This is a genomic window from Companilactobacillus furfuricola, from assembly GCF_003946325.1.
Classification (GTDB): Bacteria; Bacillota; Bacilli; order Lactobacillales; family Lactobacillaceae; genus Companilactobacillus; species Companilactobacillus furfuricola.
This window is the reverse complement of sequence record NZ_RHNT01000042.1, coordinates 1-19,536: the sequence shown is the minus strand read 5'-3', so window position 1 is coordinate 19,536 and position 19,536 is coordinate 1. Positions and strand designations below refer to the sequence as shown.

Below are 19,536 nucleotides of genomic sequence, written 5' to 3'. Positions count from 1 at the left end.
TGTTGGGCAAACTTATCCTGCATTTCCGGCCTATTAGTCGATTCTTGTACATCAGCTCAGTACTTTGCTTTAGACTTCCTTCAGATTCCACCTCGCGGTGGACACCCTTGTCCTCAACTCGTGATTCCGACTACTACGGCTCACAGTGAACTTTCATCACCTAGCTAACGCCCATGCCGAGCGCACCCAAATTTCACTTGGCAATTTTATTGCCTAGTGAAAGACCAAGTTTTGAGATACCTGGCGAACTTCCAGGTAGCTCAAAATTGCGTGGGCAGCGTTCCAATCCCATATAGCGCCCCGCCCCGGAACCGGCATTGAACGTACACCCAAACACCCCCTCCACGCCAAAAGAAAAAAAAAGCCAAGGCCAAAAAGCCTCAGCAAAACCATTTAAAATCAAAACCACCAACCATCAACTTTGTCAGAAACAAAAAAATGATGTATATTATAGTTTCTAGTTTCGTTCAATTTGAATCAAAATAGAAACAATTTTGTTCTTAAGATCCAAAGTAAAACTACCCATACAAGCCGCACCAATAGTGTTCTGCACCGTTTCGCTAATAAAACCAGCCTCAAGAGAAAACTCAGGCTTATCATTATTAAGATTAAACCGCTGAACGACTTCTGGACCGGACAATTTGTATTTGTAGCTTGTTTTAGATTGATTAACAATTGCTAATTCCCCAAAGGCAGCGTTTGCGAATACTTTTGGTAATTCATTCATATCCTGAATGGCTAAGCGGCGGCTGAGGTCTTTTCCAGCCCAGTACAAAAGCTCTGAAGTGTCTTTATCCAACAAGTCGGGTAAGACGAAATCACGTAGCACGGAAACTGCAAAATACTTAGACGTTAAGTCATTTTCAGTATCTGCTACTGATTCAGTTTCCAAATCTTCATTAAGCTTTTCATTATCATTATTATTTTGTTTGGCCATTACTTTTACTCCTTTTGCATAAAAGTATTATATCATTAGCTTAATGCCTTTTTAAACGAATAGCGACTATCAAAAAAAATAAAATTGATTTCGAGAAATATTTATGGGGTGTCATATATGAGTGATAAAAGACCAATTGGTTTACTAGATTCAGGGGTCGGTGGTTTGACCGTTGTTGAAGAAGTCATCAAGAAGCTTCCACATGAGGATATTATTTTTATTGGCGATGAAGCGCATATGCCTTACGGAGTTAGACCAGCATCGGAAATAATCAAATATACGCGGGAAATGGTTGAGTTTTTAATTTCTAAGAATGTTAAAGCAATTATATATGCATGCAATACAGCCACTGCTCGTGCTTTACCGACGTTAGAAAAGGAATTTGATGTGCCCATGTTTGGTGTCATTAAATCAGGCGCACAGAGTGCAGTGGCGGATACAAATACTGATGATATTGGCGTCATTGCTACCGAGTCGACGGTAAATTCCGGAACCTACCCAGCAACCATTGCCAAAGTTGATGATCAGATCAAGGTGCATTCGATCGCAGCCCAACATTTTGTCAAAATCGTCGAAAGTAATGCATCTGATACTGATGCTTCAAAAGCCGATATTGCAGAAACTTTGGCACCTTTAAAGGATACCGATATCGATACGTTGATTTTGGGATGCACGCATTTCCCAATGCTTGAAAAACAGATTCATGATTTTATGGGAGATCAAGTTAAGTTAGTCGATCCTGGTATTGAAACGACTAATGTTACTAAGAAGTATTTAGCTGAAAAAGGAATGTTGACGGACAATGAGCAGTCAGGTAAAGTCGAGTTAAACACAACTGCCAATCTTGATAGTTTCAAATCGTTAGCATTGGATTGGTTAGGTTATGATATTTCAGAAATTAATTTAATTCATATAGGAGATTAGTATGCAAGAGATAATCATTGCAACCAAAAACCCCAATAAGGCTAAAGAATTTAAAAAGATTTTTGATACCGAAAGATTCGAAATCAAGACGCTATTAGATTTTCCCGACTTTCCAGATATTAAAGAGACTGGCACGACCTTTGAAGAGAATGCTACGATCAAGGCACATGCAGTGATGGATAAGTATCAATTGCCAACCATAGCTGATGATTCAGGTCTATCGGTGGATGCGTTATTTGGTCAACCAGGAGTCCGGTCAGCTCGCTATGCTGGCGATCACAACGATGCTGCCAATAATGCGAAGCTCTTGTCAGAAATTGGTGGTACGCCTGAGGAGAAACGGACGGCCAAATTCATAACTGTCTTAGTTTTTGCCAATCCAAATAATCCAACGGACTTAGTAGTTAGTGGAGAAGTAAAGGGAAGGATAGCCATGTTCCCTAAGGGAGATGACGGTTTTGGTTATGATCCGCTGTTCTACGTCCCTGAAAAAGGGAAGACAATGGCAGAAATGACTCTCGACGAGAAGAACTCGATCAGTCATCGTGGTAATGCCATTAGGGAATTAGAAAAGAAATGGCAAGACTGGATTATTTTGTAACCGTTGCCGTAAAATAGCAATAATGCTAGTATTAACTTGCTAGTAAATTATGAGGAGATGTTATTATGACTGGTGGACAAATTGCAGGACTTATTGCAGCTGTAGCTTTCGTGATCTTAGTAATCTTTTTGGCTGTGGCTTTGGTACAAACAGCTAAGTTATTGAAGAAGCTTCAAGATACGATCAAGGAAACAACTAAGATGTTGACCGTGATCACAAAGAATACAGACCGTATTTTGGATCAAAGTGGACGTTTAGTTGATAAGACAAATACATTGATGGATGACGTTAATGGCAAATCAAGTAAACTAAACCCATTATTTGATACTGTAGAAAATCTTGGAAACAAAGCAGCAGATGCCACATCTGACAAACCTAAAGATGGATTTGGACTTTCAAGCCTTTTGAGCTTAGCTAATGTAGCAACGATTGCCAAAGGTGCTTCAAAGATCTTACCTAGAAAGAAGAAATAGCCATGAAAAAGAAACGTTTTTTAGCAGGTATCATTCTAGGTAGCGCTGCTGGTTATCTCGCTTCAAGATATTTGGTTAGTGAAGACGGCCAAAGAGCACTAGAAAATATCAAGACAATTCGTGGAGACTTCAACAATGGAGGTTTTGGCTTAGTTGACAAGAATCAGTTAAAAGATGAATTTAACCAAAAAACCGCCTCATTGAAGAATTCATTATTAGACAAATCGGATCAAAATAAAGACGATGAGGAAGCAACAGACATTGTCTTTGACGAAGACGATATAAATAAAGACCAAGCCTAGGGCTGGTCTTTTTTATTTTGAGATTGATTTTATTGAGGTTGTATTTTGTTGAGAAATTGACCGATGAATCTGGGAGATCCCGGGAATATCCTCGATCAAATATGTACGTGTCGACTTTTGATCACATTTGTTCGGTGTTGTCGATTCTATCAACTTCTTGATTTAAATAAAAAAGCATTGATCGAATCGATCAATGCCATATAATTATTAATCTATATATTTAAGTTCTTTAGAAGTATGTGTGAATGGTTCGTTACCGTCCTCGGTAATGTAAACACAATCTTCGATCCGAACGCCAGCTTCATTAGGAATGTAAATTCCTGGTTCGATCGAGAAGCACATGCCTGGCTTAAGGACCATATCATTACCTTCCATAATTGATGGAAATTCGTGTTCTGAAGTACCCATTCCGTGGCCTAGACGGTGAATGAAGTATTCGCCATAACCAGCTTTGTCGATAATATCACGAGCCACTTTGTCTAACTCAGCGGCGGTGATTCCTGGCTTAGCCGCATCCATAGCTGCATATTGAGCTTCTAAATCAACTTTGTAAATGTCGAGAGCTTTTTCGTTGGGCTTGCCGAATGCAACGGTTCTGGAAGCATCACTGATGTAACCGTTGTGAACTGTTCCTAAGTCAAATAGGATCAATTCATCTTTTTTCAACAAATTCTTTTCGGGACCACCATGAGGGTTAGCAGCATTGGCACCTGCTTGAACGATAGTATCGAAGCTCATGTGCATGATGCCTTTTTTCATGAGGGCATATTCGATCTCAGCAACGATATCTTGTTCAGTGCGTCCCTCTTTAATGGCTTTAAAACCAACTTCAAAGGCAAAGTCAGCTTCTTTTCCGGCAGCTTTGAGGTTTTCAATTTCTTCCGGAGTTTTGATCAAACGAGCGTTTTCCATGTATCTAGAAAGATTTCCTGGAAATTCTGCGTTAGGGAAGTGTTTCTTGACGATTTCAAACTTTTGGACAGTCAAATTGTCTTTTTCAGTAGCACAAGCTTTTGGGTCTGATTTGACATCTTTGATGTGATCTGCTAACATTTTCCAGCCGTCTTCGTTATCAAGATAACCAAATACGTCTTTGTCCCAACCGGCTTTTTTCACTGAACCGACTTCAAGGGCAGGGGCGAAAATAAATGGATCTTGATCAGGAAATACGATCAATGCCAAAATTCGCTCTACCGGATCGCTATAAAATCCTGTAAAATAGTTAATATCTGTTGGATCAGAGATATATGCGATATCGTAATTATTGTCGCCCAGATATTTTTGTAGGTCTAATAATTGTGTCTTCATAACCTTCTCCTTAATTAATATTTACACAAAGTATACCATTGAAAATAGTTTTCTGTTTGAAAAAAATATGAAAACACGTCATATAAAGCGAGTAAACGCTTGCAAATTATGTTATAGTCTGATAAATTAAGTATGACTAAATGGAAAAATGAAAGAGTGTAATATTTATGGAAAAAAAAGTGGTAACTATATATGACGTGGCTGAGGCAGCCAATGTATCTATGGCCACCATTTCTCGTGTCGTAAATGGAAATGCTAACGTCAAAGAGGAAACTAGAAAAAGAGTATTGGAAGTAATCGATCGCTTAAACTACCGTCCCAACGCGGTAGCACGTGGTCTTGCAAGTAAGAAGAGTACTACTATCGGTGTTATTCTGCCAGATATCACTGATCTGTACTTTGCTTCATTAGCCAAAGGTATTGATGATGTTGCATCAATGTACAAATACAACATCATTTTGACTAGTTTGCAAGAATCCATTGGTGATGAAGAACAAATCTTGAATAATTTACTTTCAAAACAAGTTGATGGCTTGATTTACATGGGCAAACAATTGTCTAAGAAAGTGAAGAGAACGCTTGGTAGCTCTAAGACTCCAATCGTTTTAGCCGGATCAGTTGATCGGAATAATGAAACAGCTAGTGTAAATATTGACTTTACAGATGCTGTTTACAATATCATTAGTCAATTAGTTCAAAATGGTCATAAGAAGATTGCTTTCGTCGGAGGAAGCTTGGAGAATCCGATCGATGGTAAATATCGTCTTGATGGTTACAAGAAAGCCTTAAAGAAAGCTCATATCAATTTTTCATCCAACCTCGTATTCGAGGCTGAATATTCAGTGAGAGCCGGAGAAGCTATCTGGGATGCAGTTAAGAACAGTGGTGCTACTGCTGCATACGTTACAGAAGACTTGCTCGCCGCTGGTATTTTGAATTCAGCTATGAAATCAGGAACAAAGGTTCCTGAAGACTTTGAAATCTTTACAAGTAATAATACAGTCTTGTGTGAAGTTACAAGACCTAAGATGAGTTCCATTGAGGAACCATTGTATGATATTGGTGCCGTAGCCATGCGTTTGTTAACTAAGATGATGAATCAAGAACAAATCGATGAAAACACGGTTAAATTGCCATACAGCATCGTTAAACGTGAATCAACTAAGTAAGATAAGAGCATCTCTGAAATTAATCAGAGATGCTTTTTTTTACGATATTTTCAAGTAAATGTGAATGTCAGCAGAAAATATACATCTCACAGTCCAAATGACATTGTTTACAATAAAAAAAGCTCTCAAGTCATCGGCAACGACTTGAAAGCTTTTTAAAAATATATTTAATTGTGTGAACTTTTCTTTTGTTTGATCATATCCCAGACAATGACGATCAGATAACCAAAAGCAACTAATGTCAATCCACCAGTAACTACGGCATTCAATTCGTATGGGAAATTGAAAAAATAAGTCAATATCGAATAAATGGCGTTCAGTAAGACGATCGAAGCTAAGGTCATTGATTTATCCCAAAGCTTCATATTGTGTTTGAATTTGTAAATAGTAATGCCGACCATGAATAAGATCAAAATGATAGCAACAATATAAAGACAAGTCTGTAAGAATATCGGACTAAAGTACATGGGCTCACTCCTTAATAATTAACTTAATTATTCTAACATAACTAAAGCTGTTGAAAACAGCGATAAGTCGTCAAAAAAATCCCAGCAAGGTGTCTGTTCGAAATCACCTTGCTGGGATATTGTTTTTTAAAAAAGTTATCCAGGTGGCTGTTAAGGCTTATTCAGCCTCGATCAAAGATCCGCCACCTGCACCGGAAGCACCTTCACCACCGGTTGATGTTGAAGCTCCACCACCTGTGGTGGAACCAGTACCACTGCCAGTAGTTCCTGTGCCTGTACCAGTAGTAGATCCAGTAGTACCAGTAGTTGCACCAGTACCTCTACCAGACCCAGATCCAGTACCTGTCTCAGAATTACCTGAACTAGTAGTTGAATTATTGTTTCTTGATCTTGTAGTAGTTGAAGAGCTACTATTCGTGGTTACTTCCGAAGAACTATTATCATTGGTACTGTTACTGAAACCAGAAGTTCGACCGCTGCCATTTTCAGAGGCGATCTCATCAGCTGATTTAGAGGAATCACCTAGGGTCTTAACGACACCGTAACTGTTGTTCCTACCAAAGTAATTGTTCCAGAAGAGACGATAATTCTTCGAGGTACCACCAATAGCAAAGCCATCATAGGACATACTTTCAGGACTACCTTTATAGTAGAGAGACTTGGTCGTGTGCTGGTTAACTTTTGAAGTAATGCCGTTGTATTCGATCGTACCAGTCTTTGTACCAGTTTCCTTATCGACTTCATACGATTGAACTCCTTCCGGACGATAGAATTTCTTGTGAGCATTCATAACGCCCGGATCTTCTTTGTAAACAGCGTTAGCCATCCGCGACCATAGTTCCTGATTAATATCAGTCGAATTGCTTTCTAGGTTATGGTTGTTGCCGTAGAAATTATCGTATCCGATCCACGAAGCCATCGTCATTCCATCTGTACTACCTAAGAACCAGTTGTCACGATAATCATTAGATGTACCAGTTTTACCGAATAGATTCTTAGTGCTGAAGTTAGCTTCGTAAGATAGGGCTGAAGCAGTACCTTTAGTGACGACACCGTGTAACATATTTTGAATGATGTAAGATGTTTGTTCACTAAAGACGCGCTTCTTCTTAGTCTTATGTTGATAAATCACTTTACCAGTTGGATCAGTGATTTTATCGACAACATATGGATCAACGTGGACACCCTTGTTAGCAAAAGTAGAAAAGGCACTAGCTTGTTCTAGAACAGTAACACCTTTATCAGTACCACCTAAAGTGATACCTAGTTGGTTGTATTCACTGTCAGTCAAATGGATCCCCATTTTTTCCATGTACTTCTTGGAACTAATATTGTTTTGACGTAAGTAATTGTACAAGTTGACCGTTGGAATATTGTAAGACTCCTCAAGTGTCTCACGGGCGGAAATGAAACGATTTTGGATCGTTTCACCATAGTCTGTAGGCGAGTAGCTCTTAAATTTAGTCTTGAAGTCGGCTAACATCGTTTGCGAGCCGATCATGCCGTTTTCGATCGCTGGAGCAAAAGTGATCATTGGCTTGATCGATGAACCTGGTGAACGGTTCGTACTAAATGCATGATTCAACTGTGATTTCTTAAAGTTGAGTCCACCGACAAAACCTAAGACTTTACCAGTCTTATTATCGAGAAGGACGGAACCATTTTGGACAGAGTCAGTAACTTTCACTGACTTTCCAGTAGCAGGGTCGATCCCAGTATCGGTGTGAGATTCACCAAGATTGCCTTGGAACCCTTGAGCTTGAGTATTCATTTGATTGTAAAGATTCTTGACGATGGTACTGTCAACACGGTAATTCTTGTCGTGTAATTCAGTATCAGCTTGCGTGTAGTACTTCTTATACAAGTTATCGTCTTTTTGTAGTTCCTTGTATGAAATGCCATCATTTTTGGCCAAGCGCTTGATCAAAATGGTTCGTGTTTGCTCGGTCAATAAGTTGTAGACATAACCGTATTTGATCTTATGACTCTTAGCTTTTTCAGGCTTTTGGAAATCAGATTTGAGATCATAATTCTTAGCTTGATTATATTCTGCCGTCGAGATCTTCTTGTCACGATACATTCGGAACAACACAATATTTTTACGTTTCATTCCTAAACTAATGTCGCTCTTGACTTTGCCATCAGTGTCATAAGGAGTGTAGATCGATGGACTTTGTGGCAGCCCAGCAATAAAGGCTGATTCCGCTAAGTTCAGATCAGCAGCATCTTTGCCAAAAAGTCCTTGAGCAGCAGCCTGGACACCTTGGATATTTTGACCTTTATTATTACGGCCTAAGGTAGCAGCATTCAAATAATCCTCTAAAATTTCATCTTTAGTGAAATACTTATCCACACGCATAGCTAGGAAAATTTCCACCGCTTTACGTTTCCAAGTAGTTTCAGATGAAAGAAGCTGCATCTTGACCGTTTGTTGAGTTAACGTTGAACCACCTGTCTGAGTACCAATACCGGTAACATCAGAAAGGACAGCCCTGAAAAGAGATTTAGGCTCAACACCAGAATGCTTGTAAAAATCGCTATCTTCAGTGGCAACAACAGCTTTTTTCAAGTATGGTGACATTTCGGATAACGAAATTCGTTTTCCAACCAAAGTCTTTTGAAGGTTTTCAACTTTTTTATCATTGGCAAAATAAAGAGAAGTCGAATTATTAACATCTTGGAGCTGAGTTTGCATTTCATGCTTAGTAGGCACAGCAACTTGGCTAGTTAACGAAGAAACGTAACCAAAACCAAGACCGATCACCAAACTGATCATAACGAACAAACCAGCAATAACATATAAAATAATGCGACGAATAACTTCGATCGTTAAATTTGCCTTAGCAGCAAAGTCCGACCAACTCTTAATACCCTTTATGCCATTAACAATACTATTCCATAAATTTTTCAAGTTAGTTAAACCCCTTTAAAAAGTTACATAGGTTAATTATATAATAAAAAACATCATAACGCTCATTAAAAAAGAGAGCGGAGGGGCACGGTCAGCTGCTGAGGATTAACGCGAGTGGACGCACAAGGTGCGGCGAAGCCGTGCCGCGTCCACCCGTGTTAACCGGAGGCCGCTGTGCCCCGGAGCTCGTTTCCACTATAAAACGGGCAACGTTTGGCAAAAAAACAACAAAAGTTTGGTTCAAAAAGTTGAATGTTTGGCAACAATACAACAAAAGTTTGGTTCAAAAAATTGAATGTTTGGCAACAAAACAACAAAAGTTTGATTCAAAAAATTGAATGTTTGGCAACAAAATAACAAAAGTTTGGTTCAAAAAATTGAACGTTTGGCAACAAAACAACAACAGTTTGGTTCAAAAAATTGAATGTTTGGCAACAAAACAACAACAGTTTGGCACAAAAGAATCAACGTATGGCAACAAAACAATAACAGTATGGTACAAAAGCACCAACATTTGGCAAAAAAACACCAACAGTTTCCAAAAAAATCTCAACCACCCCAAAAACAAACCAATAAAAAAACCTCTCCCCAACCAGGAAAGAGGATCAAAATTATTCAATCAAACGGTAAATAGCATCAGCATAAATTGCCGTAGCTTTAAACAATTTATCCAAGTTAATATACTCATTAGCTTGATGCATAACGTTCTCATCACCTGGGAACAAAGCCCCAAAAGCAACACCATTCTTCAGGATCCGACCATAAGTCCCTCCACCAACGGTATATGGTTGTGAAGTTTCATCATCAGTGTGAGCACGGTAAGCTTCCATTAATGATTGAACTAGTGGGTCGTTGGCATCAACGAAGTGAGGTACTTGATTGTGTCCTTCAATTGCCGCAGAAACACCAGCAGGTAAGTGACTATTGATCTTTTCCGTCAAACTGTCACCGTCGTCACCTTTAGGATAACGGATATTGAGTAATAGATTAGCTTCGTTACTATTGAAGTTGAAAATATCAGGTGAGATGGTCAAATCTCCCATGACTTCATCGTTGTGTTCAAGTCCCAAAGTCTTACCATAATGGTCAAGGAACAATGAATCAGCAATAAAATCAAAGTAAGTTCTTTCAGCAGCTTCTAAAGGTAAAGTCGTGATGAATTTAGCTAGATAAGTTGCAGCATTGACACCGTTAAATGGTTCCATGGCGTGAGAACCTTTTCCGATGACTTTGATAGTGTAAGAATTACCGCTCTTATTAGTTTCGCCAGTAATTTCATCGTACTGATTTAAAAATTCGTGAAAGTCATTCGTTAGATCGTCTAATTTACCGTCATTGTCTGAGAGAGTTGCCTCGGCGTGTTGTGGCACCATGTTAGCACGTAAACCACTTTCGAATCTTTCGACCAAGCCGTTTTCTGAAGTAGGGAATTTGACATTGAATGAAACGATACCTTTTTCACCATTGATCACTGGGAATTCAGCATCAGGTGAAAAACCAGTTTCAGGCATCTTTTCTTTCTCCATGTAATGATTCATCCCGACCCAATCACTCTCTTCATCCGTTCCCAAGATCAAGTGAGCCGATTTAGAAATAGGTAGCTTTAATTCTTTAATGATTTTCATTGCATAATAGGCGGCCAAACCAGGTCCTTTATCATCTGAAGTACCACGGCCGTATAGGTTACCGTCTTTAACAGTAGGTGAGAAAGCATCAGTATCCCAACCTGGGCCTTCAGGAACAACATCGACGTGTGACAAGATGGCGATAGGATCGTCGCTGTCACCTAATTCAATGCGACCGGCTAGATTGTCAACATTCTTGTTAACAAAGTCATCACGATCAGCAAAATGTAGAAATGTTTACAGTGCTTTTGCAGGCCCAGGGCCTAATGGAAAATCCTTAGTTTTGTGTTCAACATCTCTGGAACTATCGATACTTAATAATTCTGATAGATCATTGAGAAGTTCGTCTGAACGATGAGAAACTTCTTTTTCCCAATCAATTGACATATATTAAAACCTCCGAATAGAATTGCAATTATTTTACCAAAGCTCGCCAATTATGGCTAATCATTTATATTTTGTTCATTGAGTAGTTATCCGACTCGATCCGTTTGGTAAAAGGAACGTGGTCAAAAAGTTTGATCAACTGAGTATCTGAAACTGGTTTAGTATCATTGGTCCTTAAATAAGTAAAATCTTGTTGCAGGTCGATATTTCTCATCCGTTCTGATTTTGGCAGCTCGTAATAACTAGCTTCACTGTTGTTACCATGGACTGTTTGTGGATTGAGTTGGATCAAAACGTGTTTAGCGTTGATCCAGCCATCTTTGAGCTTGAGCCAAGTCTCAGAACCGATTTTTTGAATATTTTGGATGGTCATCGGCTTATCAAGCGCCATTTCTCCTTGGATACTGTCATTATCGTATGGATCTTCATACAAGAAATTATCTGGTTGCTGTGAGCGATAGACCGCTTTAGCTCCATAGTAAGGACGAAGCTGTTTTAAATTAGCATCAGAATTAAATCCTTCAGCCTGAGCAAACATATTTTCACCTAGTTGAACGTATTTTTGACCGTGAAATTTGATAATATTAGATACATGATATCCATCCAATGGATGGACTTTTTTCTTAGTTTTGATCAATTTATACGGATTTTCATAAATAGTTAAGTCTTTTAATCCAAAGTAAAAAGTGTTTTGATTGAAAGATGTCTCTTTGGAATCATTTTTCAAGTTTCGATATTCATTACCGGTAGCAGGGAAGTTGGTGACCACGCCATCGATCGGCATATTGATCAAAGTATTCCATTTGCTAGGAACTTCATTCATCTCATCCCAAACATAAACTGATTTGTGCATGTAATGCATCGTGTCGATGATTTCTGGTGTGATGATATTGGATGAGAGATTAACGCCGGTAACGTAAGATAAAACCTCGAAGTTAACGCGCTTGATCGTTCCGGCGATAAAGATCCTCGGGATGTCAGGAAGGATCTCAGCTAGCTTTTCCAAACTGGATGCGGAGAAGGAGTGGAACATGACACGGTCATTCATGTGGTACTTCTCAACGCTAGTTTTGATCAAGTCTTCCATATTTTTAGGATTGCCTTTTTTGGTTTTCTTGGTCTCGATCAGGAATTTTGCGTTAGGATTATCTTTATAATGTTCAAAGAGCTGATCCAAACTATGCATGGGTTCGCCATTTTTTTGGTATAAAGTACTCAAGTATGAAAAATCATGTTGAGAGACGATCGCCGGAGTTCCAGTCACTCGTTCTAGGTTCCGATCATGCGAAATAACTAAGACGTTGTCTTTTGAGACGTGTAGGTCGAGTTCGACGTAATCAGCACCTTCCGCAAAGGCAGTATCGATACTTTGAAAAGTTTCTTCGGGAGCTTTGACGGGATCGCCACGATGGCCGACAACTGTGAAACCACTGCCGAAAACAAATATAATGGAAATAAAAGCTAAATAAAATACCAAACGTTTTTTTGAATTCATAAAAAGCTCCTAAAATTGATTAATTGCTATAAAGTAAATAATATAACTATTGAGGTGTTTAGATAATGGATAATGAACAATCCTTAAACTTAATTGAACAAATCACTCGTAATGATGGAACAAAGTATTACGAGATCGGAAACATATTAATGAATGGGCGTGCTGAAAAAGCTGCCGAGTTAGGTCTGATCAAGGAAGTTCGGATCTTGAAACTCAATATCCCACATTCACATGCTGTCGGGATATATGAAGATTATGTTAACAAAAACTACACGGTCCCGCCGATGGAATTGACGGAGTGGGTCGAGTATGACAAGCCGGAAGGCCCAGTAAGAGACGCTTTCAATGAGATTTTAAAGGCTAATAAAATAATTTCGAAAGAAGATCAATAATGAACTATTTCATATCGGATACGCATTTTTATCATTATCAATTGCTACAGCCGAATGATTTTGCACCACGACACTTCAAAGATGGTGCTGCCATGAACCAAGCGATGGTCGATGCTTGGAATGCTCGAGTAGATGATAATGATACAGTTTATCATCTTGGAGATATTTCTATGCGCCCTCAGAATACGCCAACGGATGAAGAGACCTTTCAGATGCTCGATCAGTTAAATGGGCATATGATCTTGATCAAAGGTAACCATGATTACCGTTCCTTATTCAAATATTTGGCCAAACATAATACAATGATGTCAGATGGGGTCATGCGGTTTCGGTTTGAAGATGTTGGGGCTTTGCTGAAATTTGATCATATGCAATTTTATTGTACTCATTACCCGATGCTTTTAGGACGGGTCCAGCAGATCATTAATTTACATGGACACATCCATCATTATAGTGTACCGATCGCCGAAAATATCAACATTGGCGTTGATGCGCCTGAACGAGACTATTTAAGCGAAGATTTGCCATGGGGAAGTTCTTTGAGAGGCGAAGAGATCATTGAAATGTACCATAAAAAGCAAGCTGATTTAGCAAACCAACAAAGAAAGCAGTGATTTTTGTGGAAACTATTAAGATCGTTCATACTAACGATTTACATTCTCATTTTGAAAATTTTCCAAAAATAACTAGATTCATTAAAAAGTCGCGTAAGGAATCTGACGCTGATCAATTTTATCTTTTTGATATCGGGGATGCTATGGATCGTGCCCATCCGTTAACTGAGGCGACTGATGGGGCTGCTAATATTGAGTGGATGAATCAACAAAAATATGATGCAGTTACGATCGGTAATAATGAAGGACTTGGAAATAGTCACGAGCAATTGGATCATCTATATGATCAGGCGAACTTCCCAGTTATTTTGGGCAATCTTTACGAACCTGATAATCAGTTGGCTAGTTTTGCCCAGCCTTATTTGATCAAGCAAACGACAAAAGGTACTCGCATAGGCATCATTGGCTTCACCGCACCTTATATTTTGACTTATCCACTCTTAAATTGGGATATTCGCTTGATCCAAAATGAATTGCCATCTATGCTTTCTAAATTGAAACAAGAGAAGTGCGATGTCATTGTCTTATTGTCGCACTTGGGAGTGTCCATGGATCGACTGATCGCTAAGCAACACCCAGAAATCGACGTTATTCTCGGCTCCCATACTCATCATCTCTTTGAAAAAGGTGAAGTCGACAACGGCGTTTTGTTATGCGCAGCGGGAAAGTACGGTCAAAACGTCGGCACAGTCGATTTGGTTTTAGATGATGATCACCAAGTGACCGCGAAATCAGCTTACACTACGCCAACTTCGCAACTAAAAGCTAAGAAGGAAGATCAATCATGGATCAAATTACAGACTGAAAAAGGTAATGAAATCCTGGCTTCTGAAAAAGTTGCGCAGATACCTTATACTCTAAGTACAGACATTGAGGCAAAACATCCCTTTATTACAGAAGCATTAAAAGCAACCCAAGAATATGCAGATGCTGACGTAGCTGTTTTGAGTTCCGGATTGTTCTTAACGGATCTCAAAGAAGGCATCGTTACTAAGAAGAATCTTCACGAGGCCTTGCCACATGCCATTCATGTTATGCAAACGACTTTGACTGGAGAGAACGTTTGGCGTTTGATCATGGAAATGGAAAAGAATCGAGCTTATCTTCGCCGACATTTACAAAAAGGGATGGGCTTTCGTGGTAAAATATTTGGCGAGTTAGTATATCGTGGCATTACTATTGACAGTAAGCGCAATGTTTACTTGAATGGTAAGCAATTAGAAATGAAAAAAGAATATAAAATTGCTTTATTAGATCATTACTTGTTCGTACCATTCTTTCCAACAATCGAAATCGTGGGTGAAAACAAGATAATGTATCCTGACTTTATTCGTAATGTCTTAGCAAAATACTTACAGAAGAAATATCCATTGAGGTGATAATTTGGATGAACCGGAAACAAAATCATCTAAGCAAGCGGTCGTAACTGTCTTAGATGATGACTTGGTCGTCATTAATAAGATCAAGTACCATTTATTAACAAATCACGATAACGGCTTTAATCGTGAAAAAATCGAAGAAAGATACAATTCAGTTTTAGATAAATATGATTTTATCGTGGGCGATTGGGGTTATGACCAATTGCGATTTAAAGGTTTTTACATGGATAAGCGGATCGAAAGCAATATCGACAATAAGATCTCGCATTTGCAAGATTATTTACTCGAGTACTGCAACTTTGGATGCGCCTATTTCATTTTGGAGCGAGAAGACAAATTGCCTTTGACTAAACCAAAGCACCATCGCAGTAGGACCCACTCTAAGAATAATCAACACAATGAGTCAAACAATCATCGTGCTAATAGAAACAATCGGCATAAGTCTTTCCATAAGAACAATCAAGATCATGGATCAGAGGACAAGCCACATATTCGTCGACGTAAACCAATTAGTGGTAAAGCACCACACAAAAGACGTCAAGCAAATCATAAATCTACATCCAATTCAGGATCACGTAGTTTTAAAATCAGAAAAATAGATAAGTGAGAAGATAATGAACAAATACCAAACATATTTAATTGACTTGGATGGAACGATGTATCGAGGCAAAGATAAGATCCCAGAAGCAAAGGATTTTATCCAACGTTTACATGACCAAAAGATTGAATTCTACTACTTAACTAACAATTCAACTAAGACGCCACAACAAGTGGCTGATAATCTAGTGAACAATCACCAGATATTAGCAACGGCTGACCAAGTGATCACACCTTCATTAGCCACAGCAGGCTATATTCAAAACATGTATGGTAAGGAGATCAGCAGCAAATCGGCCTATGTCATTGGCGAATATGGCTTGAAATCAGCAATTTATGGTACAGGCATTAAATATGAAGAGACTAATCCAGACGTAGTTATCGTCGGCTTAGATTACGATGTAACTTATCACAAATTCGAACTGGCCACCTTAGCAATCAAACGGGGCGCTTTTTTCATCGGAACTAACGCCGATACTAATTTACCGAATGAACGTGGTTTAGTTCCGGGAGCTGGATCTGTTATCTCTTTAGTGGAAACAGCTGTTCAACATAAGGCTAAGTACATCGGCAAACCTGAACCTACAATCATTGATTTCACTGCCCAAGCTAAGGGCTTTGATCCTACTACGGCAGTAATGGTGGGAGATAACTACAATACTGATATCAAATGTGGTATCAATGCAGGCGTCGAAACGCTATTAGTGTATACAGGGGTAAGTACACATGAAGATATCGCAAATCAAGAGATCAAACCGACCCATCAAGTAGAAAGCTTGGCAGATTGGGATGTCTCGTAGTCAAAGGGATGTCGTATACTCGATCGTTTTAGCGTTATTTTTATTTACCCTAGCGATCACCGTAACGATATTAGCTAGTTATGCTATCTTCAAATTTGACATACATCATTATTACTTGGATCAAGAGGCAAATCTCTCATCTAGTAAATTGATGCATAACTACAACCAAATGATGAATTATTTGATCAATCCGTTCCACAATCAATTTCAGCTGGATGATTTTCGCTCATCGATCAATGGTAGAACTCACTTTGCAGACGTTAAGAAACTATTCATGTTGAACTTTGGCGTCTTCATCCTTTCAGGGATCTATGTTTTTTTCAGGCGCAAAAAAAGAGCCCATTTCAATAAAGCTTTTTTGTACATTGCTATTGTTGGAGCTATCTTGGTCGTTTTAATGGCCTTAGATTTTGACGATTTCTTCATCATGTTCCATAAAGTCTTGTTCAGAAATAATGACTGGCTATTCGACCCGTCTTTAGATCCAATCATTGACGTCTTACCAGATGAGTTTTTCGTCCAATGCTTTGTGCTCTTCTTTGCTTTATTTGAAGGGATAACCTTGTGGAAATGAAAAAAGTAAATACAGCATCATCAAAGAATGCAAAAAAATAAGATTGTCTCCGGAATTATTCCAGTGACAATCTTTTTTTATTCTGCAGATTTTTTGCGATTTCGTAAGGCGGTAATCAATATAGGAATCAGTGAAATGATTACGATACCGATCACGATCATGGAGAAATGTTCTTGGACTGCGGGGATATTTCCAAACAAGTATCCAGCAGATGAACATAAGAGCACCCAGAGGAATCCTCCGAGAACATTATACTTTAAGAACTTTCCGTAGTGCATGGTTCCTGATCCAGCAACGAATGGTACGAACGTTCTGATCAAAGGAATGAAACGTCCAATGGCAATCGTTTTGCCACCATGCTTCTTGAAGAAACGATGCGCTTCATCCAGATGCTCTTTATTTATTAGTTTACCAAGGTATTTATTCTTTACAGCAAATTCACCGAAGTGTTCACCGATCTCGTAGTTCAAGGAATCTCCTAGAACCGCGGCTATCAAAAATGTTAACGCCAGTAGCCAAGGAGATAGTCCATATGATGGATTAGCTGCTAAGGCCATCGCGGCAAAAATCAAAGAGTCGCCTGGTAGAAAGGGAAGAATAACAACACCAGTCTCGATGAAGATGATCAAGAATAATACTAAGTATGTCCAAACACCGAAGTCATTTACGATATTGATCATGTGGTGATCGATATGCAAAATGAAGTCGACTAGACTCATTACGTAACTCAATTCATCAACTCCAATAATTAGATTAAACTTTATTATAACAGGTTACCTTAAAATAGCTTTAAAACTAGGCTATTTTCTCAAAAATTTTAATGAAATAAAGATGTGCTGTGTTCAAAGTAGTCTTTATCAGGATAAATATTACGTAGGGCTCTTGTTACAGCAGTAGGACCTTCAGCAAAAGCAGTGGCGATCAATTGTAATTTTCCAGGATAAGTAGCAATATCACCAATGGCAAAGACGTTTGGTAAATTAGTTTCCATTTGTTGACTAACCTTAATGAAAGGACCCTCTAACTTCAAGTTCCAATCGCGTAAGATCTTCGAGTCGGAGATGAAACCGTAATTCACTAATAATTTGTCGACAGTAATAGTCAATTCGTCTTCAGATTTGATTTTTTTAAGTAGAATATCGATCTTAGATCTATCATCGCTATTGAAAGTTACATCTTTGATGATATAAGGATTCAATTGTTCAACATCGGATTCGTTTAAACTATCAACGCTTGATTCCATTGCCCGATATTTATTACGGCGATGAATAATGGAAGTGTGGTCAGCTAGTTTGTTAATGTGGATCGCCCAGTCGACTGCAGAATCACCGCCACCAGCAATCGCTACATCTTTATCTTTGTAGTCATTGATGTCATTAACGAAGTAAGATAGATTGTTTTCTTCTATATTAAGGTCGTAATCAAAAGTAAGTTTTCTTGGTTTAAAAGCACCATTACCCATTGCAATAATGATAGACTTAGTTTTGATCGTTCCCTTAGAAGTAGAAACCATCCAAATATCATCATCTGTTTGTTTAAGATCAGTGACAGACGTTTCTAAGTATTCATCACAAGGTAGTAATGCCATTTGTTTATTCAATTGGTCGATCAAATCTGTTCCTGAGACTTCAGGAAGTCCAGCAACGTCGTAGATCTTCTTTTGGGCATATAATGTTTGCGGTTGACCACCTAAATTAGGTAAACTCTCTATTAAGGCAACCTTAAGCTTACGCATTGATGCGTAGTAAGCAGCAAACATACCTGCTGGACCACCACCGATGATCACGATATCGTATATTTTATTATCCATGTGTTTCACCATTCTTCTATAGTAGTTATAGGAACATTGTTACACAATCAGGTATGAAAGATAAAGGAGAGAGAACATGAAAATTGGAGATAAACTTTCTGGAAAAGTATCAGGAATACAACCGTATGGTGTTTTCATCAGCTTAGCGGATGGAAAACAAGGGTTGATACACATTTCAGAATTGAAGAATGGATATGTATCAGACATTGAAAATGAGTATAAGATAGGACAAGACTTAACGGTAGTAGTCCTAGATATAGACGAATATGATGGCAATGTAAGTCTTTCATTACGAGCATTACAGGATAAAAAAGTCGGTAGACCAATCTTACATAAACACTTCTGGACTAACTATAAAGACCACATAGGCTACGAAACAATTAAAGAAATTAAAGCGAAATGGATCGCAGATGCAATGCACCAAATAGAGGGTAAATAATAAATTTACATTTTTTTACAAAAAAGGGTTGCAAGGTTTAGTGTCTATTGGTAAGATATTATTTGTTGTTGCGAGAGAGCATTAACGTCAAGCCTAGCAAGCGAAAGCGAGCTAGCTTGATGAAAAATTATTTTAAAAAGTTGTTGACAAAGAGTTGATGATTCGATATGATAATTAAGTTGCTCCGGTAAGGAACGACAAGCAATGAGATGAACTTGTTCATCAAGTTGCTAAGAAAATTATTTTAAAAAGTTGTTGACAGATAGTTGATAACATGTTAAAATAATTAAGTCGCTTGTTGAGAGCTTCGGCGACCAACAAGAAGTAGACCT

The 19,536-nt window shown here is 38.5% G+C and carries 20 protein-coding genes and 1 pseudogene; 12 read left to right on the top strand and 9 right to left on the bottom strand.

Annotation, left to right across the window (positions count from 1 at the left end; all coding sequences use genetic code 11):
- Positions 1–193: 193 nt before the first annotated feature.
- Together EKM78_RS12985 and EKM78_RS09680 are read right to left on the bottom strand one after the other, a co-directional pair.
- Positions 194–412, bottom strand: a complete 219-nt coding sequence (locus EKM78_RS12985; RefSeq protein ID WP_211334360.1) for a hypothetical protein — start codon at positions 410–412, stop codon at positions 194–196.
- 45 nt (positions 413–457) lie between these two features.
- Positions 458–937, bottom strand: coding sequence for a DUF2507 domain-containing protein (locus tag EKM78_RS09680; RefSeq protein ID WP_125771747.1), 480 nt, complete (start codon positions 935–937; stop codon positions 458–460).
- Between the two features lie 117 nt (positions 938–1,054).
- On the opposite strand from EKM78_RS09680, the gene murI reads away from it, so the two are divergent.
- The 4 genes from murI to EKM78_RS09660 all read left to right on the top strand — a co-directional run bounded on the left by murI (position 1,055) and on the right by EKM78_RS09660 (position 3,237).
- A complete protein-coding gene (murI, locus tag EKM78_RS13440; protein WP_125771745.1) occupies positions 1,055–1,861 on the top strand; it encodes a glutamate racemase in 807 nt (268 codons plus the stop codon).
- Between the two features lies 1 nt (position 1,862).
- Positions 1,863–2,462, top strand: coding sequence for an XTP/dITP diphosphatase (locus EKM78_RS13435; RefSeq protein WP_125771743.1), 600 nt, complete (start codon positions 1,863–1,865; stop codon positions 2,460–2,462).
- Positions 2,463–2,527: 65 nt separating this feature from the next.
- Entirely contained in the window at positions 2,528–2,935 is a 408-nt protein-coding gene (locus EKM78_RS09665; RefSeq protein WP_125771741.1) for a DUF948 domain-containing protein, read from the top strand.
- Positions 2,936–2,937: 2 nt separating this feature from the next.
- On the top strand, positions 2,938–3,237 hold the full coding sequence (locus tag EKM78_RS09660; protein WP_125771738.1) for a hypothetical protein: 300 nt from the start codon (positions 2,938–2,940) through the stop codon (positions 3,235–3,237).
- 207 nt (positions 3,238–3,444) lie between these two features.
- Here EKM78_RS09660 and EKM78_RS09655 read toward each other — a convergent pair whose 3' ends face one another.
- Positions 3,445–4,545 (bottom strand): M24 family metallopeptidase, encoded by a 1,101-nt coding sequence (locus EKM78_RS09655; protein ID WP_125771736.1) that lies wholly within the window; start codon positions 4,543–4,545, stop codon positions 3,445–3,447.
- Between the two features lie 167 nt (positions 4,546–4,712).
- Here EKM78_RS09655 and ccpA point away from each other — a divergent pair, with 167 nt between their 5' ends.
- Positions 4,713–5,714: a catabolite control protein A gene (ccpA, locus tag EKM78_RS09650; protein WP_125707238.1), complete on the top strand. Its 1,002-nt coding sequence runs from the start codon at positions 4,713–4,715 to the stop codon at positions 5,712–5,714.
- 167 nt (positions 5,715–5,881) lie between these two features.
- On the opposite strand, the gene EKM78_RS09645 is transcribed toward ccpA, so the two are convergent.
- The 4 genes and pseudogenes from EKM78_RS09645 to EKM78_RS09630 form a co-directional block, all read right to left on the bottom strand.
- Positions 5,882–6,181: a hypothetical protein gene (locus EKM78_RS09645; protein ID WP_125771734.1), complete on the bottom strand. Its 300-nt coding sequence runs from the start codon at positions 6,179–6,181 to the stop codon at positions 5,882–5,884.
- Positions 6,182–6,338: 157 nt separating this feature from the next.
- On the bottom strand, positions 6,339–9,092 hold the full coding sequence (locus EKM78_RS09640; protein WP_125771732.1) for a transglycosylase domain-containing protein: 2,754 nt from the start codon (positions 9,090–9,092) through the stop codon (positions 6,339–6,341).
- A 611-nt stretch (positions 9,093–9,703) separates the two neighbouring features.
- A pseudogene (gene pepV, locus EKM78_RS09635) lies at positions 9,704–11,104 on the bottom strand (dipeptidase PepV).
- A 64-nt stretch (positions 11,105–11,168) separates the two neighbouring features.
- Positions 11,169–12,599 (bottom strand): glycerophosphodiester phosphodiesterase, encoded by a 1,431-nt coding sequence (locus EKM78_RS09630; protein ID WP_125771730.1) that lies wholly within the window; start codon positions 12,597–12,599, stop codon positions 11,169–11,171.
- Positions 12,600–12,664: 65 nt separating this feature from the next.
- On the opposite strand from EKM78_RS09630, the gene EKM78_RS09625 reads away from it, so the two are divergent.
- From EKM78_RS09625 to EKM78_RS09600, 6 genes are read left to right on the top strand one after another with little or no spacing between them, the layout of a single operon-like run.
- Complete coding sequence (locus EKM78_RS09625; RefSeq protein ID WP_125771728.1) at positions 12,665–12,991, top strand: hypothetical protein; 327 nt, start codon at positions 12,665–12,667, stop codon at positions 12,989–12,991.
- Positions 12,991–13,605: a metallophosphoesterase gene (locus EKM78_RS09620; protein ID WP_125771725.1), complete on the top strand. Its 615-nt coding sequence runs from the start codon at positions 12,991–12,993 to the stop codon at positions 13,603–13,605. The genes EKM78_RS09625 and EKM78_RS09620 overlap by 1 nt, the downstream gene beginning before the upstream one ends.
- Before the next feature lie 5 nt (positions 13,606–13,610).
- Positions 13,611–14,984: a bifunctional metallophosphatase/5'-nucleotidase gene (locus EKM78_RS09615; RefSeq protein WP_125771723.1), complete on the top strand. Its 1,374-nt coding sequence runs from the start codon at positions 13,611–13,613 to the stop codon at positions 14,982–14,984.
- A gap of 4 nt (positions 14,985–14,988) precedes the next feature.
- Positions 14,989–15,591 carry a YutD family protein gene (locus EKM78_RS09610; RefSeq protein ID WP_125771721.1) on the top strand — a complete coding sequence of 201 codons (603 nt, stop codon included), beginning with the start codon at positions 14,989–14,991 and terminating at the stop codon, positions 15,589–15,591.
- A gap of 7 nt (positions 15,592–15,598) precedes the next feature.
- Complete coding sequence (locus EKM78_RS09605) at positions 15,599–16,381, top strand: TIGR01457 family HAD-type hydrolase (protein WP_125771719.1); 783 nt, start codon at positions 15,599–15,601, stop codon at positions 16,379–16,381.
- Entirely contained in the window at positions 16,371–16,955 is a 585-nt protein-coding gene (locus EKM78_RS09600; protein ID WP_125771717.1) for a TIGR01906 family membrane protein, read from the top strand. Before EKM78_RS09605 ends, EKM78_RS09600 begins: the two co-directional genes overlap by 11 nt.
- Before the next feature lie 77 nt (positions 16,956–17,032).
- Here EKM78_RS09600 and EKM78_RS09595 read toward each other — a convergent pair whose 3' ends face one another.
- Positions 17,033–17,674, bottom strand: a complete 642-nt coding sequence (locus EKM78_RS09595) for a DedA family protein (protein ID WP_164507289.1) — start codon at positions 17,672–17,674, stop codon at positions 17,033–17,035.
- Positions 17,675–17,772: 98 nt separating this feature from the next.
- Positions 17,773–18,765: an NAD(P)/FAD-dependent oxidoreductase gene (locus EKM78_RS09590; RefSeq protein WP_125771713.1), complete on the bottom strand. Its 993-nt coding sequence runs from the start codon at positions 18,763–18,765 to the stop codon at positions 17,773–17,775.
- 76 nt (positions 18,766–18,841) lie between these two features.
- On the opposite strand from EKM78_RS09590, the gene EKM78_RS09585 reads away from it, so the two are divergent.
- Positions 18,842–19,204 carry a CvfD/Ygs/GSP13 family RNA-binding post-transcriptional regulator gene (locus EKM78_RS09585; protein WP_125771711.1) on the top strand — a complete coding sequence of 121 codons (363 nt, stop codon included), beginning with the start codon at positions 18,842–18,844 and terminating at the stop codon, positions 19,202–19,204.
- Positions 19,205–19,536: the final 332 nt, after the last annotated feature.